The organism is Saccharomonospora sp. CUA-673, from assembly GCF_001942305.1.
In the GTDB taxonomy this organism is placed as follows: Bacteria; Actinomycetota; Actinomycetes; order Mycobacteriales; family Pseudonocardiaceae; genus Prauserella.
In genome coordinates this window covers 1-25,107 of sequence record NZ_MKKE01000029.1, presented here as the reverse complement: position 1 = coordinate 25,107, position 25,107 = coordinate 1, and the positions used below count along the sequence as shown (strand labels likewise).

15 protein-coding genes and 6 pseudogenes are annotated in these 25,107 nt (G+C 69.5%); 11 read left to right on the top strand and 10 right to left on the bottom strand.

Features of this window, described 5'->3' with window-relative positions:
• The first annotated feature begins 35 nt into the window (after window positions 1-35).
• The 3 genes from BJF85_RS14250 (at window position 36) to BJF85_RS14240 (ending at window position 3,473) form a co-directional block, all read left to right on the top strand.
• Window positions 36-1,499: an NCS2 family permease gene (locus tag BJF85_RS14250; RefSeq protein ID WP_075848085.1), complete on the top strand. Its 1,464-nt coding sequence runs from the start codon at window positions 36-38 to the stop codon at window positions 1,497-1,499.
• A 107-nt stretch (window positions 1,500-1,606) separates the two neighbouring features.
• Window positions 1,607-2,083 (top strand): MarR family winged helix-turn-helix transcriptional regulator, encoded by a 477-nt coding sequence (locus BJF85_RS14245; RefSeq protein WP_075848083.1) that lies wholly within the window; start codon window positions 1,607-1,609, stop codon window positions 2,081-2,083.
• 142 nt (window positions 2,084-2,225) lie between these two features.
• On the top strand, window positions 2,226-3,473 hold the full coding sequence (locus BJF85_RS14240) for an MFS transporter (RefSeq protein WP_075848081.1): 1,248 nt from the start codon (window positions 2,226-2,228) through the stop codon (window positions 3,471-3,473).
• 161 nt (window positions 3,474-3,634) lie between these two features.
• Here the strand turns inward: BJF85_RS14240 and BJF85_RS14235 are convergent, their stop codons facing one another.
• The 5 genes and pseudogenes from BJF85_RS14235 to BJF85_RS14215 form a co-directional block, all read right to left on the bottom strand.
• Window positions 3,635-4,798, bottom strand: coding sequence for an HNH endonuclease signature motif containing protein (locus BJF85_RS14235; protein WP_255375635.1), 1,164 nt, complete (start codon window positions 4,796-4,798; stop codon window positions 3,635-3,637).
• 746 nt (window positions 4,799-5,544) lie between these two features.
• Window positions 5,545-6,110, bottom strand: a pseudogene (locus BJF85_RS14230) (superoxide dismutase).
• 222 nt (window positions 6,111-6,332) lie between these two features.
• Window positions 6,333-6,995, bottom strand: coding sequence for a heme oxygenase (biliverdin-producing) (locus BJF85_RS14225; protein ID WP_075848077.1), 663 nt, complete (start codon window positions 6,993-6,995; stop codon window positions 6,333-6,335).
• Between the two features lie 47 nt (window positions 6,996-7,042).
• A pseudogene (locus BJF85_RS14220) lies at window positions 7,043-7,671 on the bottom strand (TetR/AcrR family transcriptional regulator).
• Between the two features lie 35 nt (window positions 7,672-7,706).
• A pseudogene (locus BJF85_RS14215) lies at window positions 7,707-9,246 on the bottom strand (glutamate--cysteine ligase).
• A gap of 299 nt (window positions 9,247-9,545) precedes the next feature.
• Here BJF85_RS14215 and BJF85_RS14210 point away from each other — a divergent pair.
• The 4 genes and pseudogenes from BJF85_RS14210 to BJF85_RS14195 all read left to right on the top strand — a co-directional run bounded on the left by BJF85_RS14210 (window position 9,546) and on the right by BJF85_RS14195 (window position 14,729).
• Window positions 9,546-10,394 carry an RNA methyltransferase gene (locus tag BJF85_RS14210; protein WP_075848124.1) on the top strand — a complete coding sequence of 283 codons (849 nt, stop codon included), beginning with the start codon at window positions 9,546-9,548 and terminating at the stop codon, window positions 10,392-10,394.
• On the top strand, window positions 10,381-11,166 hold the full coding sequence (locus BJF85_RS30155; RefSeq protein ID WP_255375632.1) for a DUF2537 domain-containing protein: 786 nt from the start codon (window positions 10,381-10,383) through the stop codon (window positions 11,164-11,166). The genes BJF85_RS14210 and BJF85_RS30155 overlap by 14 nt, the downstream gene beginning before the upstream one ends.
• Window positions 11,167-11,422: 256 nt before the next feature.
• Window positions 11,423-12,366, top strand: a pseudogene (locus BJF85_RS14200) (NAD-dependent epimerase/dehydratase family protein).
• A gap of 53 nt (window positions 12,367-12,419) precedes the next feature.
• Window positions 12,420-14,729 (top strand): glycosyltransferase family 2 protein, encoded by a 2,310-nt coding sequence (locus tag BJF85_RS14195; protein ID WP_075848075.1) that lies wholly within the window; start codon window positions 12,420-12,422, stop codon window positions 14,727-14,729.
• A gap of 443 nt (window positions 14,730-15,172) precedes the next feature.
• On the opposite strand, the gene BJF85_RS14190 is transcribed toward BJF85_RS14195, so the two are convergent.
• Window positions 15,173-15,736, bottom strand: coding sequence for a GtrA family protein (locus BJF85_RS14190; protein WP_083666370.1), 564 nt, complete (start codon window positions 15,734-15,736; stop codon window positions 15,173-15,175).
• A 147-nt stretch (window positions 15,737-15,883) separates the two neighbouring features.
• Between BJF85_RS14190 and BJF85_RS14185 the strand changes: the two genes are divergently transcribed.
• Window positions 15,884-17,083, top strand: coding sequence for an NAD-dependent epimerase/dehydratase family protein (locus tag BJF85_RS14185; RefSeq protein ID WP_075848073.1), 1,200 nt, complete (start codon window positions 15,884-15,886; stop codon window positions 17,081-17,083).
• A gap of 76 nt (window positions 17,084-17,159) precedes the next feature.
• Here BJF85_RS14185 and sepH read toward each other — a convergent pair whose 3' ends face one another.
• The 3 genes and pseudogenes from sepH to BJF85_RS14170 form a co-directional block, all read right to left on the bottom strand.
• Entirely contained in the window at window positions 17,160-18,113 is a 954-nt protein-coding gene (gene sepH, locus BJF85_RS14180; RefSeq protein ID WP_075848071.1) for a septation protein SepH, read from the bottom strand.
• Window positions 18,114-18,349: 236 nt separating this feature from the next.
• Window positions 18,350-19,480, bottom strand: coding sequence for a phosphoserine transaminase (gene serC / locus BJF85_RS14175; RefSeq protein WP_075848069.1), 1,131 nt, complete (start codon window positions 19,478-19,480; stop codon window positions 18,350-18,352).
• Window positions 19,477-20,855: pseudogene (locus BJF85_RS14170) on the bottom strand (serine hydrolase domain-containing protein). The gene serC and the pseudogene BJF85_RS14170 overlap by 4 nt, the downstream one beginning before the upstream one ends.
• A 125-nt stretch (window positions 20,856-20,980) precedes the next feature.
• Between BJF85_RS14170 and BJF85_RS14165 the strand changes: the two are divergent.
• Window positions 20,981-22,745: pseudogene (locus BJF85_RS14165) on the top strand (SDR family oxidoreductase).
• Between the two features lie 117 nt (window positions 22,746-22,862).
• On the opposite strand, the gene BJF85_RS14160 reads toward BJF85_RS14165, so the two are convergent.
• The gene (locus BJF85_RS14160) at window positions 22,863-24,011 is read right to left on the bottom strand and encodes a citrate synthase 2 (protein WP_075848067.1); all 1,149 of its coding nucleotides are present in this window, start codon (window positions 24,009-24,011) and stop codon (window positions 22,863-22,865) included.
• Between the two features lie 363 nt (window positions 24,012-24,374).
• Here BJF85_RS14160 and BJF85_RS14155 point away from each other — a divergent pair, with 363 nt between their 5' ends.
• Window positions 24,375-24,677, top strand: coding sequence for an urease subunit gamma (locus tag BJF85_RS14155; RefSeq protein WP_075848065.1), 303 nt, complete (start codon window positions 24,375-24,377; stop codon window positions 24,675-24,677).
• A 46-nt stretch (window positions 24,678-24,723) separates the two neighbouring features.
• A complete protein-coding gene (locus tag BJF85_RS14150; protein ID WP_075848120.1) occupies window positions 24,724-25,020 on the top strand; it encodes an urease subunit beta in 297 nt (98 codons plus the stop codon).
• Window positions 25,021-25,107 lie beyond the last annotated feature (87 nt).

Here is a 25,107-nt window from a genome sequence, read left to right as displayed (position 1 = left end):
AGGCTACCGCTGGTTGCGAAGATGGGTAGGTAGAAGTGGCTCAGGAGAGCACTGAGGAGAACCGGGACGCGCCCCGCGGAGCGTTGGACCGGTTCTTCAAGATCAGCGAGCGTGGTTCCACGATCGGCCGTGAGATGCGCGGCGGTCTCGTCACGTTCGTCGCGATGGCGTACATCATCGTGCTCAACCCGCTGATCCTCGGCAGTTTCTCGGAGGACGATCCGGCTGCGAAGACCGACGCGACGGGCGCGATCCTCGGCGTTCCGCAGGTCGCGGCGGTCACGGCGCTCGTGGCGGGCGTGCTGACGATCCTCATGGGTCTGGTGGCGAACTTCCCGTTCGCGCTGGCCGCGGGGCTCGGTATCAACGCCCTCGTCGCGTACACGATTGCCCCGCAGATGACGTGGGGCGCGGCCATGGGCCTCGTGGTGATCAACGGCATCGTGATCCTGATCCTGGTGGTCACGGGGGTGCGGACGATCATCTTCCGGGCCGTGCCGCCGCCGTTGAAGGCGGCGATCGCGGTCGGTATCGGCCTGTTCATCGCGCTCATCGGCCTCGTCGACGCCGGGTTCGTCAACCCGGGTGACGGGGTGCTGTCGGAGTTGGGCATCGACGGGTCGATCGCGTCGTGGCCGACGGTGGTGTTCGTCGTGACGTTGATCGTGATGGCGATCCTCGTCGCGCGCGGCGTCAAGGGCGGCATCCTCGTCGGCGTCGTGTTCGGCACGCTGTTGGCGCTGGCCGTCGAGACCGTGGCGGGTGCGGGCAGGCTGTCGGACGACAACCCGACGGGCTGGAACTACGGCTATCCGGCGTTGCCGGACAACGTGTTCGGCCTCCCGGACCTGTCGCTGGTGGGCAACGTCAGTTTCGACGCGTGGTTGCAGGTGCCGGCGATCACGGCGGCGCTGTTGGTGTTCAGCCTCGTGCTGACGGACTTCTTCGACACGATCGGCACGATGACGGGCCTGGGCAAGCAGGCCAAGTTGGAGCGCAAGGACGGCACGCTGCCGAACACGGGCAGGGCGCTGTTCGTCGACTCGGTGGGTGCGGTCGCCGGTGGTGTGGGTTCGGCGAGCTCGAACACGGTGTACGTCGAGTCGGCGGCGGGTATCGCGGAGGGTGCGCGCACGGGTCTGGCGAACATCGTCACGGGTGTGCTGTTCCTGATCGCGATGTTCTTCACGCCGCTGTACGAGATCGTGCCGATCGAGGCGGCGGCGCCGGCGTTGGTGATCGTCGGTGCGCTGATGATCCGCCAGATCACCGACATCGACTTCGGCGATCTGGCGATGGCGTTGCCGGCGTTCCTGACGATGGTCGTCATGCCGTTCACGTACTCGATCACCAACGGCATCGGTGCGGGTTTCGTCAGCTATGTCGTGTTGGCGGCGGCGACGGGTCGGGCGCGCACGGTGCACCCGTTGATGTGGGTGGTGGCGGTGGCGTTCGTCATCTACTTCGCGATCGGCCCGATCCAGGCGGCGCTGGGCTGACGCGCACCGCTGTTCGCCGCGTGGCACCCGGGGTGGTCTCACCGCTTCGGGTGTCACGTGGCGCACGATCGATGCTGGTCCTGCGGGTCGTAAGCTAGACTAAACAAATGGCCCGGTCCGCGGATGGTCCGATCGTCGCCGCTCCGCGCGGTGGGTCGGCCGAGCAGCAGTCGTCGCTGGCGAGTCGTCTTCGGCTCTCTGTCGTGCGGCTCAACCGCAGACTGCGGGCCCAGCGGGTCAGTACGGATCTGTCGTTGACGCAGGTGGCGGCGCTGTCGACGTTGCATCAGCACGGTGCGATGACGCCCGGCAAGCTTGCGGCGCACGAGGGTGTTCAGCCGCCGTCGATGACGCGGGTGATCGCGGCGCTCGAGGCGGTGGGGTATGTCGCGCGGACGCCGCATCCCACGGACGGCAGGCAGGCGATCGTGTCGATCACGGACACGGGGCTGGCTTACGTGCACGAGAGCATTTCGGTGCGTGAGGCGTGGCTGGACCGGCGATTGCACGAGCTGAGTGGCGAGGAACGCGAGGTGCTCGACCGCGCCGCCGGCATCATCGAACGCATGGCGGGCAACAGCTGAGCGAGCTGGGGCCGACTGCCGCAGGAGGCGACATCCAGGCGTGAGGGCCACGGACGGCGAACCCACGACTCCGTCGGCGGCTACCGCTGTACCGTCTCCGCCCCGTCGCGGGCGCCGATCCGGTCGGGAGCGCCGTCCGGGCATGTTCTCGTCCCTGCGGGTGCGTAACTACCGATTCTTCTTCTCCGGCCAGGTCGTGTCGAACATCGGCACGTGGATGCAGCGCACGGCGCAGGACTGGCTGGTGTTCACGCTCAGCGGCAACGATCCGATGGCGTTGGGGATCGCGGTGGCGTTGCAGTTCCTGCCGACGTTGTTGTTGTCGCTGTGGGCCGGTGTGCTGGCCGACCGGGTGGACAAGCGGAAGCTGTTGTTCGTCATCCAGCTGGGCATCTTGGTGCAGGCGGCGGTGCTGGGCGGGCTGGTGCTCGGTGGTGCGGTGGAGTTGTGGCACGTCTACGTGTTGTGCGTGGTGTTGGGGACGTTGTCGGCGTTGGAGGTGCCGACGCGGCAGTCGTTCGTGGCGGAGATCGTCGGCAGGGATCAGGTGGCCAACGCGGTTGCGTTGAATTCGTCGGTGTTCAACCTGGCGCGCATCGCGGGGCCGGCGATCGCGGGTGTGACGATCGTGGCGGTCGGTGAGGGGTGGCTGTTCGTCGGCAATGCGGTGTCGACGGTGGCGGTGTTGACGGGTTTGGCGGCGATGCGGCCGGGCGAGTTGTATCGCGAGCGTGCGGTGGGGCGCGGGAAGGGGCAGCTGCGGGAGGGGCTGCGCTATGTGCGGGGGCGCGCGGACCTGGTGGCGATCATGCTGTTGATGTTGTTCGTCAGCACTTTCGGCATCACGTTCTTCACGTCGTTGGCGGTGGTGGCGGGCAACGTGTTCCACACGGATGCGGACGGCTACGGGTTGTTGTCGACGTTGTTGGCGGTGGGCACGTTCGCGGGGGCGTTGTTGTCGGCGCGACGGGGGAGCCGGGGGCAGCCGACGATGCGGTTGTTGCTCGGGGCGGCCATGGCGTTGGGGGTGCTCGAGTTCGTCACGGCGTTCATGCCGACGTATGTGGCGTTCGGGTTGGCGTTGGTGCCGTTGGGGTTGGCGACGATCACGTTCCTGAACACGGCGAACGCGTTGGTGCAGACGTCGGTGACGCCGCAGATGCGTGGGCGTGTGATGGGGCTGTACGTGCTGATGCTGATGGGTGGCAATCCGCTGGGCGGGATCATGACGGGCTGGATGGCCACGACGTTCGGGGGCCGGTCGCCGTTCTACATCGGCGGGGCGGTGGCGATGGTCGCGACGGTGGTCTGTGCGCTGGCGCTGCGGAGGGCGACGGGCGGTTTGCGCGTCGAGACGCCCCCGTGTGCAGGGGAGAAGACGGAGACGTAATCCGTTCGAGACGCCCCCTTGCGTGGCGAGCTGAGGTTAGGCTAACCTCAGACTCGTCGCTTCGTGGTGGGAGCGGCAGTCAGTTCGGGAACGGACGGGGACCTGGTCGCTGGAACCGACCAGGTCCCCGTTCCCTTGTGTCCAGGGTAGCGCGTGATCCGTCAGAACGGTGGCGGGTCGTCGGCGTGGGGTGCCCGGGCGGGTAGGACGGGTTCCCGGCGTCCGGTGTGGGTGGCGCCGAGTGGTGTGGTGACCGTTGTCGTGCCGCGGGTGGGGTTGTGTGTGGTGGTCCAGCCGGGTGCGTTTTTCATGCGGTGGTGTCTGCGGCAGCGTGCGGTGAGGTTGGTGAGCGATGTGGGGCCGTTGTCGCGGGCCCATTCCTGTTCGTGGTCGGTGTCGCAGTGCCTGGCCGGCCGGTGGCACCACGGGATGACGCACTCCCGGTCGCGCACCCGCATGGCTTCGCGGAGAGTGGCGCTGGGTCGGTAGCGGGATCGGCCGAGATCAACCGGATCACCGGTGGCGGGGTCGCAGAGCACCTTGCGCCAGGTTGATGTGGGGTTGGTGGCGATCTCGCGTCCGATGGCGCCGGGGATGGGTCCGTAGCCGTCGAGCTCGGCCCCGGTTTCGGAGATGGACAGGGCGGTGTCGATGGGCATGTGCACGTAGACCACCGCGGCCACCTCGGGGGTCTTCGTGCCGGGGTCGTTGCCCAGTAGAAGGTCGGCAACGACATCCGCACGCAGTTGGTCATAGGTGCGCTTGTGACCATCCCGCTTGCGCTGCCGAGCCAGGGAGTCAACCCGGGCGTAGCAAGCGGCAGCGACTTCGGACCGCATGGTGGTCACGAGGCGGGACTGGCAGTTCTCGCCGTGTTCGAGCGTCACCTTCCGACCCTGATCAGCCTTGCGAGCTCGCTCGACCCGGCCTGCGGGATCGACTTTGTCGACCAGTCGACGCGCCGCCCGTACGAGGTTGTGCGGCAACCACATGGTTTCGGCCGCCGAGGTCAGCTTGTCGGCCAACAGTGAGTCGACCAAGCGGGCTTGCGAGTCGGTCAACACACCGGTCACATCCACAACCCGGGACGCGGCGTAATACTCGACTTTCCCGTCGTCCATCAGTGACAGCAGTCGAGGCATCCGCGACACCAGCGAAACAGCGGTATGCACGCGCCCGAGAACAAACTCCCGAGAAGCCCGATACTCCGGAACCAACGACTCGGCAAACCACGCCATCTCACCCTCATCCGACGGCGCAGCCGAGGCCAAAACCCTCATCTCCTCAGCATCAATCCGCGCCCGCCACAAACGAAGCGACTGCACAGAACGAGCAAGAACATCACCGCTGGTCACAACCCCATAATACCAAACACAAGTTCGACAAACAACCAACCGCCAACCCGGTCCAAACCCGAGGCCGAGCGAAGCAAAGGCTCCCACCAAAGCCCACAACGCAACCACCCACGAAACCCGAACAATCCCCCGCCCCGGAGTGTCATCCCGTCGACCTAAACCGAACCCATCACGCTCCAGGTACGCAACCAGTCACCAAACCCGCCACGCAGCAAACGAAAACTTTGCCGCCCTGCTGAGTGATAAACGAAACGAGAGGTCGAGGGATGACACGGAGCAGCGGCAACGCCGCCCGACCATCCCGGAGACCTGCCCGCCGGCGAGGCACTCTCACCTCAAGCACAGATCCCGCACCCAAACCGCCAACACAACGACGCAGAATGCCAACACAGCGACGCAGAACGCCAACACGGCACCACAGAATGCCAACACAACGACCCAAACCGCCAACACAACGACGCAGAACGCCAACACGGCGACGCAGAATGCCAACACGGCACCACAAAACGCCAACACGACGCCACAAAATGCCAACACGGCGACGCAAGGTGCTGACACGGCCTCCGAAGTCCCCAAAACACCAAAAGGCCCCGCCCGGATCAGATCCGAACGGGGCCCTGGCTACACGTGCGCTGCGCGCACGCCGCGCTGCGCGCACGCCGCGCTGCGCGCACGCCGCGCTGCGCGCTACGTGCCGCTGACGCGGCAGGAGCGGCTCAGGCGCTGAGCAGGCCGTTGCGGCCGGCCTTGGCGTCCTCGAAGCGCTTGCCGATCTCGGCCCAGTCGAAGACGTTCCAGAGGGCGTTGACGTAGTCCGGCTTGACGTTCTTGTACTGCAGGTAGAAGGCGTGCTCCCACACGTCGACCAGCAGGATGGGAACGGTCGGCAGGATGAGGTTGTTGTGGTGGTCGCGGAGCTGCTGGGTGATCAGCGTCTGGCCGATCGGGTCCCACGACAGCGCGCCCCAGCCGTTGCCCTGGATGGTGGTGCAGACCGCGGTGAACTGGGCCTTGAACTTGTCGAACGAGCCGAAGGCGTCGTCGATGGCGGCGGCCAGCTCGCCGGTCGCTTGTCGCCGCCGTTGGGGGACAGGATCTTCCACCACACGACGTGGTTGGCGTGGCCGGCGAGGTTGAAGGCCAGGGTGGTCTCGAGGCCGACGATCGAGCCGAAGTCGTCGGCGTCGCGCGCGGCGGCGAGCTTCTCGAGGGTCTGGTTTGCGCCGTTGACGTAGGTCTGGTGGTGCTTGCTGTGGTGCAGCTCGTTGATCTCGCCCGAGATGTGCGGCTCGAGGGCACCGTAGTCGTAGTCGAGGTCGGGAAGCTCGTACGTGGCATGAGCCCTCCTTCGTCGTTGAGGTCGCTTGCGCTGAACGTCGCGTGTGCCAACCTAGTCGCCGCCATGGTGGTGTGCTAACCGGGTGGGCCCGAGTTGACCTTGCTCCCTCTACCTAAGTGGAGGTCAACGACATGTCGGTTGGGTCACTCCGGTGATCGTCTCGGGTCAGGCGGCGGCGTGCACGTCGACGGCGTCGGCGAGGTCGTCGAGCACGGCGATGTTGAGCTCGAAGGCCCGCCGCGTCTCGGCCATGATGTGCGCGTGCTCGGCCTCGTCCCAGGGGGCGTCGTCGAGCAGCGTGCGGTAGCGGGTGCGGAACGCCGACGGGCTGCCCAGTGCCGAGAAGTCGTAGAACTGCGCTCCGGCGCCGGTGATGCCGTAGCTGCGTTCGAGGAGTTTGCCGACGACCTGTCCGCCGGCGAGGTCGCCGAGGTAGCGCGTGTACTGGTGCGCGACGTATCCGCCCGGCCAGGTGAACGCGACCTCCGTGAGTCGTTCGACGTAGGCGCTGGTGGCGGGGCTCGGGGTGATCCGGTCGCGCCAGCCGGGGCCGGCGAGTCGGTCGAGGTCGGCGGTGAGCCCGGGCATGCGGTGCAGCTCGGGGATGACGAACGGACCGCCGACGGGGTCGGTCGACATGGTCGCGGCGGCGTCCTCGAGCGTGCCGTAGATGAAGGCGTACTGCTCGGCCAGCGCCGTGTACCCGTCGAGGGTGAGCCTGCCGTCGAGCAGCGCGTTCATGTAGCTCGAGTGGTGGGCGCGCTCGTGCACCTCGTGGGTCGATGCGCGGAGTCGTCGGGAGAACGGTTCGGTCGCCTGTCCGGTCATGACGCCTCCATCGGCTCGGCGTTTCTGACGCGCTGTCAGAAACGAGCCTAGTGGCGCGGCCCGGTCCGTGGCGAGTCGTCGGCGGGAATTACTCCAACCGCGCGTAGGACGAACGCCACGGCGAGGTCGATGCGCGCGGCAGTTCGTCGGCGGGCACGTCGACGACCTGGCGGGCGCCGAGCGCCGCCGCGACCATCGGGGCGAGCACGGCCGGGTCCTGTTCCGGCCACCGCCCGCGGCGCATGCCGTCGCGCAGGATGCCGTCGAGCACCTCGCCGATCGGGTCGGCGTGCGCGGCGATGCGCCGATAGGCGGTCCGGCCGAGCGTGCGGCCCAGCGCCGTGCCCGGCGGCAGGTGGTACTCGGCCAGCGTCTCCAGCTGGAGGCGGGCGAACACGGCGAGCTTGTCGGCCGGGTCGTCGACGGTGTCGATGGCCTCGGTGAGCCGCGCCACGTACCGGGCCGCCTCGTCCTCGACGAACGCGACGAGCAGGTGCTCGCGGTCGGGGAAGTGGTTGTACATCGCGGTGCGGCCGACACCGGCCTCGGCGGCCACGCCGGCCAGGGTGATCGCGTCGAATCCGCGTTCGTAGAGCTGGTTGCGCAGGGCGTCGAAGACCTTGGTGCGCACCTGTTTGCGGTGCTCACCCAGCGAACTGCCGATGATCTTGGGCATCGCGGCCTTCCGGGGTCTCCTCGCTCGGACCCTTGTCAGGGTACCGGCCAATCGTGCACCGGCTCGCCCTCGCGCGCGAGGTCCAGGTAGTGCCCCAGCATCGCGGCGAGCGCCGAGTCGCGGTCGAGGCCGCGCTGCTGCGCCGCGGCGACGGCGTCCCGCTGCCACGTGCTGCCGTTGCGCTTGGTGACGCAGCGACGTTCGACGACGCCCAGGTAGCGGTCGGCGACCGCGCTCGACACCCCGGAGCTGCGCAGACCCTCGTGCGCCAGCGGGAGCAGCACACGCAACGCCAGTTCGTCGGGCGGCACCGTCCCGATGCCCGGCCAGTAGAACTGCGCGTCGAACCCGTGCCGCGCGCCCGCGTGCAGGTTCTGCTCGGCGGCGTGGAAGGACATCCGGGTCCACACGGGACGTTCCTCCTCGGCCAACGCGCGCTGGGCGCCGTAGAACAACGCGGCGTTGGCCATCATGTCCAGCGCCGTCGGCCCCGCGGGAAGGACCCGGTTCTCCACGCGCAGGTGCGGGGTGCCGTCGACGACGTCGTACACGGGCCGGTTCCACCGCCACACCGTGCCGTTGTGCAGCCGCAGCTCCGTCAGCTTCGGCGCCCTACCGTCATCGAGGGCGTCCATCGGGTCCTCGTCGTCGGTCTCGGGCAGCAGACCGGGGAAGTAGCGCACGTTCTCCTCGAACAGGTCGAAGATCGACGTGATCCACCGTTCGCCGAACCACACCCGCGGCCGCACACCCTGGTTCTTCAACTCCTCCGGACGGGTGTCGGTGGCCTGTAGGAACAGCGGGATGCGCGTCTCCGCCCACAGTGCCTTGCCCAGCAGGAACGGCGAGTTGGCGCCGAGCGCGACCTGCGGCCCCGCAAGGCATTGCGCCGCGTTCCAGTGCGCCGCGAAGTCGTCGGGCGCCACCTGCAGATGCAGCTGCACCGACGTGCACGCGCCTCCGGCAGGATCGACTCGGTGTAGGTGTGCAGATCCTCCGACGGCACGGACTGCGCGGTCCGCGCAGACGACGCCGACAGGGCCGAGTACTGCCCGTTCAACGTCCGGCCCTCGAGCGACAGCAACGGGCATTCCCCGCGACTGGCCAGGATCCGGTCGTTGAGCAACGCGTAGCGCGGGTTGTTGGTGAGCCACTTCTGGTCGAAGTGCTCGTCGCCGATCGTCGCAGGATGCCGATCGCCGCCACGTGCGCGCCCGATTCGCGCGCCGTCGCGTCCGCCCTGCCGATGTGGGCGTGCAGGTCGTTCTCGAGCTGCAACGCCGATTCGCCGTCGAGCGGGCGGGGCGGCACGTTCAGCTCGATGTTGTGTTGCGAGAGCTCCGTCGTGAACAGCTCGTCGTCGATGGCGGCCAGCACGGCCGCGTTCGACATCGACGGGCGCATCGCGCTGTCGACGAGGTTCAGCTCCACCTCGAGGCCGATGTGCTTGCGCGGGAACGTGAAGCGCTCCTCGGCGAGCATGCGGGCGAACGTGTCGAGACACCGCTGCATCTTGTGCCGGTACTGCCCGCGATCGTGTGGGGGACGGCTTCTCGGAGAGACGTCCTGGCCCATCGGTGCTTCCTCCCGAGACTGTGTCCATCTCCCCGCGTCGGGCGACCCGCGGTAACGGGGGCCGGGCGGTGCGGTGGCCGGTGGGCCCCTCACTCTCGGACCCACGCCGCATACTGCGCGTGTTTCCGTGGCAGAAGGCGACGTTGGCACACCTCGCGGACCCGGGACCAGCGGCCAAACCGGTGCTCTGCGGTGGGTTCTGCCTCACCCTCCGCGAGGCGACTGCGTTCGCACGAACGGGATGCCCGACGTTCGGAGCACTGACACGGGCGCAAGGGGTGCAGTGCGACACTCTGCGGGTGGCCGGACCAGCACTGTTGATCCACACCGACGACGTCTCCGACCCGCGGCTCGACGAGTTCCGTGACCTCACCACCGCCGACCGCCGGCCGGACCGGCCCGGCGGACGCGGTCTCGTCATCGCCGAGGGCACCGTCGTCGTGCGCAGACTCGTCGAATCGTCGTACCCGGTGCGCGCGCTGCTCGGCGTGCAGCGGCGGATCGACGAACTGTCCGACGTGCTCGGTGGGCTCGATGTGCCCGCCTACGTCACCTCCGCCGACGTGATGGCCCGCGTCGTCGGCTTCCACCTCAACCGCGGCGTGCTCGCCACGGCCGACAAGGCACCGCAACCGTCGGTGGCCGAACTCGTCGCCGGGGCGCGCGTGCTCGCCGTGCTCGAGGGTGTCGGCGATCACGAGAACCTCGGCGCGCTCTTCCGCAACGCCGCCGCGCTCGGCGTCGACGGCGTCCTGCTCGGGCCGGGCTGTTCCGATCCGCTGTACCGGCGCAGCGTGCGCGTGTCGATGGGACACGTGCTGCGCGTGCCGTTCACCGTCGCCTCCGACGCAGGCGAGTGGGAGGAGGCGCTGCGAACGTTGCGCGCGTCCGGGTTCCGGCTCGCCGCGCTCACCCCGCGGCCCGGCGCGGCCGCCCTGTGGGAGGCCGCCGGATCGGGCAAGGTGGCGTTGATGCTCGGTTCGGAGGGACACGGACTGTCGGAGGCCGCACTCGCGGCCGCCGACGTCGCCGTGTCGATCCCGATGGCCGACGGCGTCGACTCGCTCAACGTCGCGACGACCGGTGCCGTCGCCTTCTACGAGTTGACGGTGCGCAGGGAGGGCGCGGGCGACCATGTGGGGAGCTGAGCTCGAACTCGGGGTCCGCGGTGACCGCGCCGTCCTCACGCGCGAGGACGGCCACGAGACCGACCCGCGGGCGATGCAGCTCAGTGACGAGCTCACCGACGCCCTGCACGAGTGGGCCCGGGTCTCGGTGCTCGTCGGTTCGGGTGCCGCGGACGCGGACGGGCTCGAGGTCGTGGCGCGGCGGGGCCGGCAGCTGGCGCGCCGCGTGGCCACGACGTTGGGTGTGGCGGTCCGCGTGCACGACCCGGTGGAAGGGCGGACGTTCGTCCTGAGCCCGCCGAGCGTCGACCCCCACCAGAGCGCCGTCGACGCAGGCGAGGTGACCGCGGGCGGTGTGGGTGCGGGGGCTAGGCCGGTTGCCGGTGCCGGCGGCATGCCGGGTGCCGGCGGGTCGGGGCCGGGCGCCGGGGCGGGCCGGGTGCCGTCCGGGGCGCCGGGCAGGCCGCGGCATGCGGCGCCGCGGCGGCTCGCGGGGCCGGCCTACTGGCATGCGCGCGCGGCGCGGGAGCCGGGACCGACACCGTGGGGCACGGGTCTGCTGGTGGCGGGGTTCTTCGCGGCGATGATCATCGTGGCGATGCTGGCGCTGGCCGGCGCACTGGCATCGGCGACGCACGGGATCGTCGCGATCGGCGCGGGACTGATCGTGACCGCGGGGCTCGCGCCGTCGCTGTGGCTCGGCAGGCAGGTCCCGGTGGTCCGCTGGATCGTCGGCGGCACCACCGCAGGCATAGCCCTCTCCTGGGTAGGCGTCCTCATCATCGCCCTCTGACCCGCCGCCCGAAAGCTCCCAAGGGCCCCACGGTCGCTTTCGGCTCGCTGTGACGACAACCACAGGATCGCGGGTCGGGACCGGACATACGGATCAGTGCGGACGGACAGACGGCCCAGGTCAGCGCGCCTTTCACGGTGTTAGTCGGATTTCACGGGTCGATAACGACCAGGTCGGAGCCTTGCCGAGGGCCCGGCGACGGAGTATTGGGCGGTCGGCGACAGTGGCCGTTCGAGGGGCCGGTACTTTACGGCGCATGGCTTCGTCTAACGCTCAAGACGTGTGCAACGTCGTCGTCACCGGTGGTAGCGGATTCATCGGGCGCGCGGTCGTCGCGAAGTTCCGCGAGCGCGGCGCGCAGGTCACCGTCATCGACAGGGAACCCTCGCCGTACCCGGACGACGAAGGGGTCATCCACGTCCAGGGCGACCTGAAGGACGCGACGTGCGCGAGCGGGCCATCAAGCCCGGCGTCGACGGCATCATCCACCTCGCCGCGATCACGTCGGTCCTCAAGTCGGTGGAGATGCCGGCCGAGACCTACACCGAGAACGTCGACATCACCCACGAGCTGCTCGAGCTGGCGCGCATCCACGAGGTGCCGCGGTTCATCCTGGCCTCGACGAACGCGGTGGTCGGCGACGTCGGCACGGCCACGATCAACCCGGACCTGCCGCTGGCGCCGCTCACGCCGTACGGCGCGACGAAGGCCGCCTGCGAGATGCTGATGTCCGGCTACGCGGGCGCCTACGGCGTGAAGACCACGTCGCTGCGCTTCACCAACGTCTACGGCCCGGGTATGTCGCACAAGGACAGCTTCATTCCGCGCCTCATGCGCGCCGCGCTGCAGGGCGAGGGCGTGAAGGTCTACGGCGACGGTCAGCAGAAGCGGGACCTGGTGTTCCTCGACGACATCGTCTCCGGCATCACCGGCGCCTGGGACACCCGGTACGTCGGCCGCGCGATCGTCGGCGGCGGCAGGTCGGTGTCGGTGCTCGACATGATCGAGGGGGTGCGCGCCGTGACGGGCGCGGAGATCCCCGTGGAGCACGTACCGGCGCCGGGCGGTGAGATGCCGGCGGTGATCGTCGACATCTCCGGCAGCGCCGACACGATCGGCTACACCCCGTCCTTCGACCTCAAGGGTGGCTTGGCCGCGACCTGGGAATACTTCCAGAAGGCCGCCGCGGACGCCGGCTGATCCGCCGACCGCCGAGACCGCCGCCCTCACGGCCCGAGACGAAAGTGCCCGGAGTGTCCTCCTTTCTCCGCCGCCACTGGCTCATTGGACTGCTGCTGGTGGGCGGCGTCGCACTGCGGATCGTGGCGTGGCTGGCCTACCAGCCCGCCCTGCTCTACATCGACACGTTCCGCTACCTCGGCAACCTCGAGGAACTGCGGCCGACCGACCTCAACCCCCTCGGCTACACGCTGCTGCTGAAGGGGCTGCTGGAGTTCGGCGGCTTCGCCTGGGTGCAGGCGGTGCAGCACGTCATCGGCGTACTGATGGCGCTGGCGTTGTACCGCCTCGCCCTGCGCTACACCGATCGTGGCTGGCTGGCCGCGTTGGCGGCCGCCCCGGTGCTGCTGGACGCCTACCAGATCCAGATCGAAGCGACCCTGATGTCGGAGGTCCTGTTCCAGGCCCTCCTGGTCGGCATGGTCTGGGCGCTGCTCTCGCGCGGCGAGGCGACCTGGCAGCGCGCCGCGCTGGCAGGCGGGCTGCTCGCGGTGGCGGTGTTCACCCGCACGATCGGCATGACCATCGCCGTGCCGCTGGTGCTGTTCCTGCTGCTGGCCTACGGCGGCTGGAAGCTGTGGACCACATCGAAGGGGCGGCGGCACGCGATCGGCCGGACCCTGGCCGGACTCGTCGGGCTCGGGCTCGTGCTGGTCGGCTACATGTCGTACTACGCCGTGCACGCCGGCTCGTTCGGTCTGACCGGCGCGTCCAACAACGTGCTGTACGGCCGGATGGCCACCATCGCCGACTGCGACCGGCTGCCCGACGACCAGGGCATGCGCATCATGTGTCCCGAGGAGCCCATCGACGAGCGCGAGTCGGTCGACTTCTACACCCACTTCCAGTACGGCTCGGCCGACTGGCCCGAGGAACCGCTGCCCGACGAGCGCGACAAGGCCACGCTGGCCAGGCAGTTCGCGTACCACGTGATGTTCGAGCAGCCGCTCGACGTCGCCGGCGCGATCCTCTACGACTTCGGCAAGAACTTCTCGCCGTTCAAGGAGACGTTCTACAACGACGTCCCCGTGGAGCGGTGGCAGTTCCAGTCGCACTACCCGTACCACGACGTGGGGACCGAAACCCCGCAGACCTATCACGCGTGGTCGCTGGCCTATGACGACCAGTTACCGCATGCCGACCCCGACCTGGCGGCGTTTCTGCGTTCCTACCAGCTGAACGGCGGGTATACGTGGGGGCCGCTGCTCGCGGTGTATGCGCTGTTCGGCATTCTGGGAGTGGTCGGTGTAGGCAAGTCACGCGGATCACCGCTACGATCCGGGGCTTTCCTTGCCACCGGCAGCGCTCTCATCATCTTGGCAGGTTCCGCCGCGTTCGAGTTCTCCTGGAGGTATCAGTTGCCTGCGCTCGTCCTGCTGCCGATCGGCGGCGTCTTGGGGCTGGCCGCCATATTCGGCCTGGGTAAGAAGCCCGTGAAGGGTGGTCGACGTCCGAAGATGGACGACTACCCCGACGACGTGGACACCGCCGCCGTGTCCGAGTTCCGCAGCCGCTACGGCGAGGCCCCGCTGAGCCCGCTGGTCGTGGTCATCGCGGCCTACAACGAGGCCAAGGGCATCACCCCGGTGCTGCAGAACATGCCCACGCACTGCGGGGACATCCCGGTCTCGACGCTCGTGGTGGTCGACGGTGCCACCGACGGCACGGCCGAGGTGGCCCGCGCGGCCGGTGCCTACGTGTGCGAGGCGCCGAAGAACCGTGGTCAGGGCGGTGCGCTGCGGCTCGGCTACCGGCTGGCCGCCGAGTGCGGTGCCGACTGGGTCGTCACGACCGACGCCGACGGCCAGTACGACAACAACGAGCTGCCGATGCTCATGAAGCCGCTGCTCGACGGCACGGCCGACTTCGTGACCGGCTCGCGCCGCCTGGGTTCCGGCAAGTACGACAGCAGCGTGCGCTGGCTGGGTGTGCGCGTGTTCGCGTGGCTCGCCTCGGTGCTGACGATGCAGAAGATCACCGACACGTCGTTCGGCTTCCGCGCCATGCCCGCCGACCTCGCGGCGTCGGTGACGCTGCGCGAGCCGCAGTACCAGGCCTCGGAGCTGCTGCTCGGCGTCATGGCGCGCGGTGCTCGCGTGCTCGAGGTGCCGATGACGATGGAGCTGCGCAACAACGGCGCCAGCAAGAAGGGCGGCAGCATCAAGTACGGCGCGAACTACTCGCGCGTGATGCTGGGCACCTGGCTGCGGGAGTACGTCTTCCGCGGCGGCAAGCGCAACCGCTACGTGCGTACCGACATGCCGGCCGACCGGCCGTCCGACAAGGGCTCTGAGAAGGCGGCTGACGAGCGCAGGCCGGCCTGATCGGCCAGGAGGTCACCGAGCCTCCCGGGAGACGCAGAGACGCGCTGACGCGGCGGACGAACCTGCAGCGACCCTCCACCCCGCCGGGGTGGAGGGTCGCCCTCGTTTTCCGGGTGCTTTTTCCGGTGGACGGGTATTAGGCCGGTTTGCGGTGAATTACACCCGCGTCGTATTGGTTCCAACGGGGGATGTCGGTCTGTCGGTCGATGCCCCGAATTGCGCTCGGTTGTCGGTTATGCGACGACGGACGGGCCCCGTGTTAGGTCGGCGTGAATTGTCCTCGGTTTTGTTGCAGTTCGCCGGGTGAAAACCGGGTGAAAGTTGATCAACCCGCGGCGGGTGCGGGGTAACCCGGCCGCACACGCCGAAGGGCCGACCACCCTGGCGGGTGATCGGCCCTTCGAAGCAGCCTGAGCGCGGCCGTGCGAGCGCGTATGCCCTGGTTACGGGGTTACGGCCGGGGTGGCGGCCGACTTCGCGGCCGCACGCTCGTTGATCTTCTCCATGTTCGACCCGCTGTAGACGAACCGGTCGAGCAGCAGGAACTTGATCAGGAAGACCAGCCCGTAGCTGCTCAGGAACGCCACGTCGAGCACGATGATGCGCACGAAGCCCGAGATCTGCAGCGGCTCGGTGATCCAGCCCGCGATCGTCGTCAGCGTCATCGAGCACAGTCCGCCGAGTGCGATCACGCCGAGGTACGGCAGGAGCTCGCGCTTCAGGTCGGGCTTGCCCTTCCGGCCCCAGGCCCAGCGACGTGCGACGAAGTAGTTGGGGATGGCGCCCGCTACGAACGCCGCAGCGCTCGCAGCCGTCGGGTTGACATCCATCGTGAGCAGCACGATCAACGTCACCTGGCTCATCACGGTGGCCAGGCCCGAGCTCATGAACGCGCGCACGATGCGGCCGAAGAACGACGGCTGACCGGGACGGTGGTCCGGGTCGGCTGGCGCTTCCTGCTGGTCGGCGGCGTTTTGCCCTGCGGAAACGGTCGTCACATCTACCATTGTGCACACCGCCTTTCTCGTTCGTGCAGCGACATCCCTATTCTTTGCGCAGGGTTGAGATCGACCCGTTACTAAGACAAGGTGGACCGGCAGTTCGAGCTCAAAGCGGGGCCGCGTTGGCTCAGGCGATCAGGAGGAACAAAACAGATGCGAGTACTGGTTCTTGGCGGCGACGGCTTCTGCGGATGGCCGACCAGCCTGCACCTGTCCGCGCAGGGGCATGACGTCGCGATCGTCGACAACCTCTCGCGGCGCAAGATCGACATCGAGCTCGAGGCCGAGTCGCTGACGCCGATCCGCCCGATGGGTGAGCGCCTGCAGGCGTGGAAGGAAGCGACCGGCAAGGAGATCGGCTTCCACAACCTGGACGTGTCGCAGAACTACCAGCGCCTGTTGGACCTGCTGCTGGAGTTCCGGCCCGACGCGATCGTGCACTTCGCCGAGCAGCGTGCCGCGCCGTACTCGATGAAGAGCAGCTGGCACAAGCGCTACACGGTGGACAACAACCTGGGCGCGACCAACAACGTGTTGGCGGCGGTCGTCGAGAGCGGTCTGGACATCCACATCGCGCACCTCGGCACGATGGGCGTCTACGGCTACGGCACCGCGGGCATGAAGATCCCCGAGGGGTACCTCAAGGTGAAGGTGGAGGTCGGCGACGGTGAGCTCGTCGACCAGGAGATCCTGTACCCGGCCAACCCGGGCAGCATCTACCACATGACGAAGACGCAGGACCAGCTGCTCTTCTACTTCTACAACAAGAACGACAAGATCCGGGTCACGGACCTGCACCAGGGCATCGTCTGGGGCACGCAGACCAAGGACACGCAGCTCGACGAGCGGCTCATCAACCGGTTCGACTACGACGGCGACTACGGCACCGTGCTGAACCGCTTCCTGATGCAGGCCGGTGTCGGCTACCCGCTGACCGTGCACGGCACGGGCGGGCAGACCCGCGCGTTCATCCACATCCAGGACACGGTCAAGTGCATCGAGCTCGCGATCAGCAACCCGCCGGAGAAGGGCGAGCGGGTGCAGATCCTGAACCAGATGACCGAGACCCACCGGGTCCGCGACCTGGCGCAGATGATCGCCGAGAAGACCGGTGCGACCGTCGAGAACGTCGAGAACCCGCGCAACGAGGCCGACGAGAACGACCTCCACGTGGCCAACGACCGGTTCCTGCACCTCGGCCTCAACCCGATCACCCTCAACGAGGGTCTGATGTCCGAGGTCACGGAGATCACCAAGCGCTACGCGGACCGGTGCGACACCTCGCGCATCCCGTGCGTGTCGGCCTGGACCGCCGACAAGTCCGACAAGGTGGGCACCCCCAGCGCCCACTGACGCCTAGAGCACCCAAGGGCCCCATGGTCGCGTTCACCGCGACCATGGGGCCCTTGGTTCGTTCGTGACCGGTGGGTCAGCCTCGTTGGCTGCGGACGCCCAGGAGGACGTCCTCCCACGCCGGGACCGGGGTGTGGCCCTTGCGCTTCTTCCGGCCCGGCTGTGCGGGCTCGCCCTGGCCGTCCGCGGGCTGGTGCGCCGTGTCGCCGGCGGAACCGTCGTTGTCCGTGGCCGGCGCGTCCTGCTCGTGCTCCTGCTCGGCGGCGGCGGGCAGGGGTGCCTCGATGACGTTGGCGATGGTGTCGCCGGTGTCGTCGGTGTCGCCGGTCGGCTCGTCCGGTTCGTCGAAGTCCGCGTAGTCGAACAGCACCGGCTCCTGCCCGTCGGCGTCCACCGCCTCGGCGCGTGCGGCCCGCGCACCCAGGTCGGTCACGGCGCGCGGCGCGCGGAACGACGTCGGGTCCAACAGCGCCGCGGCGAGGTCGTCGAGTGCGGTCACCGTGCCGCCGTGGGCGCCGGGTGTGAACGTCCAGTGGGCACGGTTCGACGAGCGGCCCGCCGACCAGCGCAGACACACGACCCACTTCGCGTCGTCGCCGCGCCAGGCGTCCCATTCGGCCTGGGAGAAGTCGTGGCCGCGGACGCCGAACGCGTACGCGACGACCTCCGCGAGGGTCTGCACGTCGGGGCCGTCCTCGCGGACGGGGTGCGCCCGCTGGGCGAGGTCGGCGTGCCGCGAGCGTTCGAGCAGCACCGGGTAGGCGAACCGTTCGACCCGTTCGACCGGCACCCCCGACGCCGCGGCCACTTGGTCGACCGATTCGCCCGCGCGGACCCTGGCCTGGATTTCGCGTGGTCGCATCTGGGCCTCCAGCTCGATCTCGATCTGGCCGAGACGGGTGATGTCGCCGCGGGCGGCCGCGCGCAGGCGGGCGTCCGCGGGCAGCAGGAAGCGCTCGCGGCGCTCGGGGTCCTCGCACACGATGGACTCGCCGTCCTCGTGCAGCCCGACCACCCGTAGCGTTCGCATTCCCGCCTCCCAAGCGCGTTCACGTTGCTCGTCGTTCACGTTAAGGCGGCGCGTCGCCTTGACGTCGCAGGCGCGCCGAGTCGCGGGCACATCAGATGCGGCAGAAGTCGCTACAAAGAAGCTCCCAAGGGCCATGGTCGCGTGGAATCGGCCACTGCCACGCGGAGCGTGTCCGTTTGGGTGGTGGTGGGCGACGGGTGGGCGCGACCAAAGGGCCCTTGGGAGCACTTCGGGTGTTACTTGCCGAGGCGTTCCACGACGTACTCGATGCACGTCGTGAGTGCGGTGATGTCGTCCGGCTCGATCGCCGGGAACATGCCGACGCGCAGCTGGTTGCGGCCCAGCTTGCGGTACGGCTCGACGTCGACGATGCCGTTGGCGCGCAGCGTCTTCGCGACGGCCGCGGCGTCGATGTCGTCGGTGAGGTCGACCGTGCCCACGACCTGCGAACGCAGGGCCGGGTCGGTGACGAACGGCGTCGCGTACGACGTCTTCTCGGCCCACGAGTACAGCCGGTCGGACGAGTCCTTCGTGCGCGCGGTCGTCCACTCCAGGCCGCCCCGGCCGTTCATCCACTCGATCTGGTCGACGAGCATCAGCAGCGTCGCCACGGCGGGCGTGTTGTACGTCTGGTCCTTGCGGGAGTTGTCCAGCGCGGTCGGCAGCGACAGGAACTCCGGGACCCAGCGGTCGCCGCCGCCGATCTCCTCGACGCGCGCCACGGCCTTCGGCGACATCAGCGCGATCCACAGGCCGCCGTCGGAGGCGAACGACTTCTGCGGGGCGAAGTAGTAGACGTCGAAGTCCTCGGCCTGCACCGGCAGGCCGCCCGCGCCGGACGTGGCGTCGATGGCCACGAGCGCGTCGTCGCTGCCGGCGGGGCGCCGCACGGGCACCGCGACACCGGTGGACGTCTCGTTGTGCGCCCAGCCGACGAGGTCGGCGCCGGGCTGGTAGGCGATCTCGGGCGCACTGCCCGGCTCGCCCTCCACGATGACGGACTTGTCCAGGAACGGGGCCTTGTCGGTGACCTTCGCGAACTTGGACGAGAACTCGCCGTAGGTGAAGTGCTGCGCACGCTCGCGCACCAGGCCGAACGCGGCCGCGTCCCAGAAAGCCGTGGTGCCGCCGTTGCCGAGCACCACCTCGTAGCCGTCGGGCAGGCCGAACAGGTCGGTCAGGCCGGAGCGGAGGCGGCCCACGAGGGACTTCACCGGCTTCTGGCGGTGCGACGTGCCCAGCACGTTCGCTCCCTCGGAGGCGAGGTGGGCCAACTGCTCGGGCCGCACCTTGGAGGGGCCGCAGCCGAACCGGCCGTCGGAGGGTTTGAGTTCTGCAGGAATCGTCAACTCAGCGGCTTCGGTCATGTCGGCAGTGTTTCACGCCTCCAGCCTTCGGGGTCCACTCCGCCGGGCACGGGGGCCGCCGGGTCGTACGGTGTGCGGGTGAAAACAAAGGTCGCAAGGTTGAGGTACGTCGGTGTGCCATCGCTCACGCGACCCACGGTGAGCGTCTCCCCGGCGTAGTAACCGTCCAGTCCGACCCACGTGCCGTCGCCCGCGGGACGGAACCGGGAGGAGCGGCCCGCACCGTCCGCGGGCGCCAGGCGCAGCCACCCTTCGGACCTGGCGTACAGGTAGTGCGGTTTCGGACCCCAGTGCCACATGCCGGTGAGTTCGAGCAGCTCCGGTTCCACCGGCGACGGCGTCCACTCGGCGGGCAGTGCGGGCTCGTGGTCGTCGGCCATGGCGATCAGATCGACGGCCAGACCCGCGATCGACACGCCCGCGGTCGTGTTGGTGAACGTCACCGCGCCGGTCTGCGTGGCCGGGTCGATCAGCGAGCACGCGAGGAACCCGGGCATCGACCCGGTGTGCCCGGCCAGTCGCCTGCCGTGCGCCTGGATCAGCTGGAAGCCGAGGCCGTAGCCGGCGTTCCACGCGCCGGAGCTGTCGTCGACGGTGGCGGCCTCGCGCATCTCGGCGACCGTCTCCGGGGCGAGCACGCCGTGCGTGCGGCCGCCGGCGAACGCCGTCCAGGCCGCCAGGTCGTCGAGCGACGACCACAGCTGGCCTGCCGGGGCCATGGCGCCCGCGTCGTGGGCCGGCTCGGGCAGCAGCACGTCGGCGAACGGGTGCACCGCGTAGCCCGTGGCGTGCGGCAGGCCGCCCTCGCCGGGGGACGCGGTGGTGTGGTGCATGCCGAGCGGCTCGAGGACCTCCGCCCGTACGACGTCGAGCCAGTGCGCACCGCGGATGCGGGTGAGCAGTTCGCCGAGCACGCCGTAGCCGACGTTGGAGTAGTGGAACTGGCGTCCCGGGCGGAGCTTCGTCTCGCCGGGCGTGAGGCTGGCCGACAGGTCGTTCCAGTCGCCGCCGGGGCTGCGTTCCCACCAGGCGCCGGGCGATTCGGACGTCAGGCCGCTGGTGTGGGACAGCAGCTCGGCGATGGTGGTTCCGGCGCCGAAGCTCGTGCCGGGCACGTGCTTGTCGAGCGGGTCGTTCAGGTCGAGCCTGCCCTCGTCGCGCAGGCGCAGCACGGCGGCCGCGACGATCGCCTTGGTGATCGAGCCGATGCGGTACTGGGTGCCGCGATGCGGGCGGGCGCGTCGACCGTGCCGCGCGAACCCCACCAGATGATCTCCCCGTCGCGCACGACGGCGGCGGCCAGCGACGGTGCGCGCCCCGCGACCTGTTCGGTGGCGATCCGGCGGTTCAACACGTGCTCGGTGGTAGGCAGCATGCCGAGGATCGTAAACACCGCCCCTGCTGCGCGGCGCGTGGTTTCGCCTACGTCACGGACGGGGCCCCGCTGGTGCGGTGCGTGGTTAGGGTGCGTCCATGGCAACGACGCAGGGGACGCAGGGGATGCAGCGGCGGGTGCGGGCCGGTGACGGCGTCGAACTCGCGGTGCGGGTGTATGAACCGGCCGACCAGGTCGCAGAGGCCGGCCACGCACCCGAACCGACCGGCGGCAGGCCCGGCAGCCCGGCGGAACCGGTGCCGACGCTGGTGTGCGTCCACGGCTACCCCGACAACTCCTCCCTGTGGGACGCGTCGTCGCCGAACTGGCGGGCCGCTTCCGGCTCGTGACCTACGCGTCCGCGGCGCGGGCGCCTCCGACAAGCCCCGCGGCCGCGAGTCCTACCTGCTCGACCGGCTCGCAGCCGACCTGGCCGCCGTGCTCGACGCCGTGTGCCCCGACCGGCCCGCGCATCTGCTCGCCCACGACTGGGGCTCCGTCCAGACCTGGCACGCCGTCACCGACGAGCGCCTGCGCGGCCGCGTCGCGTCCTTCACGTCGGTGTCCGGGCCGTGCCTCGACCACGTGGGCCACTGGTTCCGTACGGGCCTGCGCTCACCGTCGCAGTGGGGCGCGGTGCTGAAGCAGGCGCTGCATTCGACGTACGTCGGGTTCTTCCAACTGCCGGTGGTGCCGGAGCTGACGATCCGCAGTGGACTGCTCGCCCGGATCCTGCGCAGCAGCGACCCGGAGGAACCCGCGCCGTCCACGTCGGACGCGGTGCACGGCCTGAACCTCTACCGCGCCAACATGACGCGCCGGTTGAGTCGTCCGGCCGAGCGGTACGCCGACGTTCCCGTGCAGGTGCTCGCCCCGGCCCGCGACGCCTACGTCACGCCGCCCATGCACACGCGGGTCGAACGGTGGGCGCCCGACCTGCGGGTGCGGCACATCAGCGGCGGGCACTGGGTGCCGCGCGCGGCACCGGAACGCATCGCGCGGGCCGCCGCCGAGCTCGTCGACCACGTCGAGGGCGGCCGGCAGGCGCGTTCGCTGAAGCGGGCTCGGGTCGCCCCGCGGCCCGTGGGACGGTTCGGTGGCAGGCTCGCGCTCGTCACGGGGGCTGCCAGCGGCATCGGCAGGGCGACGGCGTTGGCGTTCGCCGACGAGGGTGCGGACGTCGTGCTGGCCGACGTCGCACCGCTCGGCCCGGTCGCCGAGGAGGTGCGTGCCCGCGGTGCCGAGGTGTTCACCCACACCGTCGACGTGTCCGACGCGGAGGCGATGGCCGCGTTCGCCGCGCGCGTCGCCGCCGAGTCGGGCGTGCCGGACATCGTCGTCAACAACGCGGGCATCGGCATGGCAGGCTCCATTGTGGACACCACGCTGGCGGACTGGGAACGCGTCGTCGACGTCAACCTGTGGGGAGTGATCCACGGCAGCAGGCTGTTCGCCAGGCAGCTCGTCGAGCTGGGCGAGGGTGGACACATCGTCAACGTGTCGTCGATGTCGGCCTACCTGCCGAACACCGTGCTGCCCGCGTACTCGACGACGAAGGCGGCGGTGCTGCACCTGACCGAGTGTCTGCGGGCCGAGTTGGCGGGCGCCGGCGTCGGCGTGAGCGCGGTGTGCCCCGGCGTCGTGCGCACGGCGATCGCGGCGACGACGACGTTCTCCGGCGCGGACGCCACGGCTCAGGAGGCGAAGCGGCGCGAGTCGGACCGGATGTTCGCGCGGCGGAACTTCCCGCCGGAACGGGTCGCGGCCGACATCCTGCGGGCGGTCGAACGGGACCGGCCGGTCGTGCGGCCGTCGGTGGAGGCGAAGGTCGTCGGCGCCGCGGCCCGATTCACGCCGTCCCTGCTCCGAGCCGCCGCCCGCCGCATCTGACATGCACCCGAGGGCCCTTTGGTCGCGTCAAGCGCAGCCGCGCGACAGCGCGTCGTTGGGGGGTGGTGGCCGGGCGACGGGTGGGCGCGACCATGGGCCCTCGGGAGCGCGAAACCGTCAGGAGATGGGGGTGACGGTGGACCAGCCTTCGACGCTCTGGGGGTCGCGGGGGCCGGGCCCGACGTACTTCGCCGACGGGCGCACGAGACGTCCCGTGCGCTTCTGCTCCAGGATGTGCGCCGCCCAGCCGGCGGTCCGCGCCGAGGTGAACATCGCGGGCATCATCGGCGGCGGGACCTGCGCGAAGTCCAGGATCACCGCGGCCCAGAACTCGACGTTCGTCTCGATCGGACGGTCCGGCCTGCGCTCCCGCAGCTCGGCCAGCGCCGCCTGCTCGAGCGCCGCCGCCACCTCGTACCGCTCCGCGCCCAGCTCCTGGCACGTGCGCCGCAGCACCCGCGCCCGCGGGTCCTCGGCCCGGTACACGCGGTGGCCGAAGCCCATCAGCCGCTCCTTGCGGTCGAGCAGCCCCTTCACGTAGGCGCGCGCGTCGCCGGTGCGCTCGACCTCCTCCAGCATCGGCAGCACGCGGGCCGGGGCGCCGCCGTGCAGCGGACCCGACATCGCACCGACCGCACCGGACAGCGACGCCGCGACGTCCGCACCGGTCGAGGCGATGACCCGCGCCGTGAACGTCGAGGCGTTCAGACCGTGCTCGGCCGCCGACACCCAGTACGCGTCGATCGCCTTGACATGAGCCGGATCCGGCTCACCCCGCCAGCGGATCATGAACCGCTCCGGAATGGTGGCGCCTTCGTCCACACGCGACTGCGGAACGGCCGGCAGACCCTTGCCGCGCGCCGACTGGCCGATGTACGACAGCGCCGTCACCGACGCGGCCGCCAGCTGGTCGCGGGCCTCCTCGTCGGAGATGTCCAGCAGCGGCGCGAACCCCCAGATCGGGGCGAGCATCGCCACCGCGGCCTGCGCGTCGACCCGCACGTCGCCGGTGCTCACCGGGACGGGGAACGGCTCGGCAGGCGCGAGACCACGGTCGAAACCGCCGTCGACCAGCAGCCCCCACACGTCGCCGAAACTGACCTTGCCGGCGAGATCCTCGATGTCCACGCCGCGATAACGCAGCGAACCGCCGTCCTTGTCGGGTTCGGCGATCTCCGTGTGGAAGGCGACGACGCCCTCGAGACCGGGGACGAAGCCGTCATCGAGGGAGGCCTGGGTGTTGGGGGAAACGGGTGCGGCGGTCACGACAGCTGCCTTTCGACGGGGCTCGTCTCGTGCGCTCGAGCCGGCGGATCGGATCGGGCCCTGGATGAGGATCGGCCCCTGTTCGGTTCGGGCCCTGTTCGGTTCGGCTTGGGGAGGTCGGCGATCACACCTGATCGCCCGTGCGCGGCCGCGAACGCGTGTCCGGAGCGCACACTCGGCGTAATGCGCATGACTCTGCTCTACGCGCGCCCGCGTATCAATCGAAGAAACCGGTGGTTTCGGTCACGATCACGGGAACGATTCAGTGCGCAGCACGCCGTTAACGGAAGATCCACGCAAGATCGGTGTTACGGCTGCGTTGCCCGGCGCGCCGACAGCCGCAACCGGTGATAGACACAGGGCATGCACCTGAGTCCGCAGGAGCGGGACAAGCTCCTCGTTCACGTCGCCGCCGACGTCGCCCGCCGCAGACTCGAGCGCGGCCTCCGCCTCAACCACCCCGAAGCCGTCGCCCTCATCACCGACCACGTGATCGAAGGCGCCCGCGACGGACGCACCGTCAGCGAACTCATGTCATCGGGCCGCGAGGTGCTCACCCGCCGGCAGGTCCTCGACGGCATCCCCGAGATGCTCGACTCCGTGCAGGTCGAGGCCACCTTCCCCGACGGCACCAAGCTCGTGACTGTTCATAACCCTGTCGTATGAGGACTGGAGTTGCGGTGCGGGTGGCCGGTTCAGGAAGGAAATGTTCATGAGGCCTGGTGAGATCGTTCCGGCTGGTGAGCCGGTGGTGCTGAATCCCGGGCGGGAGCGCACGACGGTGCTCGTGCGCAACACCGGTGACCGGCCCGTGCAGGTGGGTTCGCACTTCGAGTTCGCCCAGGTGAACGGTGCCCTCGAGTTCGAAAGGGCCGCCGCTGCGGGCAAGCGGCTCGACATCGCCGCCGGCACCGCCGTCCGGTTCGAACCGGGCGTCGACCGCGAGGTGGACCTGGTGCCGCTGGCGGGGGCGCGCACGGTTCCCGGACTTCAACGGAGGGACGCATGATCGACCATTGCGCAGCCCCGGTCATGTGGCCCGACGGGTGCGGGTGTCCCGCAAGGAACGGAGGGACGCATGATCGACCATTGCGCA

Coding starts and splice junctions, on each gene's coding strand:
- BJF85_RS14185 (WP_075848073.1), top strand. CDS start 15,884: ATGCGAGTACTGGTTCTTGGCGGCGACGGCTTCTGCGGATGGCCGACC.
- sepH (WP_075848071.1), bottom strand. CDS start 18,113: ATGCGAACGCTACGGGTGGTCGGGCTGCACGAGGACGGCGAGTCCATC.
- serC (WP_075848069.1), bottom strand. CDS start 19,480: ATGACCGAAGCCGCTGAGTTGACGATTCCTGCAGAACTCAAACCCTCC.
- BJF85_RS14245 (WP_075848083.1), top strand. CDS start 1,607: ATGGCCCGGTCCGCGGATGGTCCGATCGTCGCCGCTCCGCGCGGTGGG.
- BJF85_RS14155 (WP_075848065.1), top strand. CDS start 24,375: ATGCACCTGAGTCCGCAGGAGCGGGACAAGCTCCTCGTTCACGTCGCC.
- BJF85_RS14240 (WP_075848081.1), top strand. CDS start 2,226: ATGTTCTCGTCCCTGCGGGTGCGTAACTACCGATTCTTCTTCTCCGGC.
- BJF85_RS14225 (WP_075848077.1), bottom strand. CDS start 6,995: ATGACCGGACAGGCGACCGAACCGTTCTCCCGACGACTCCGCGCATCG.
- BJF85_RS30155 (WP_255375632.1), top strand. CDS start 10,381: ATGTGGGGAGCTGAGCTCGAACTCGGGGTCCGCGGTGACCGCGCCGTC.
- BJF85_RS14190 (WP_083666370.1), bottom strand. CDS start 15,736: ATGGTAGATGTGACGACCGTTTCCGCAGGGCAAAACGCCGCCGACCAG.
- BJF85_RS14150 (WP_075848120.1), top strand. CDS start 24,724: ATGAGGCCTGGTGAGATCGTTCCGGCTGGTGAGCCGGTGGTGCTGAAT.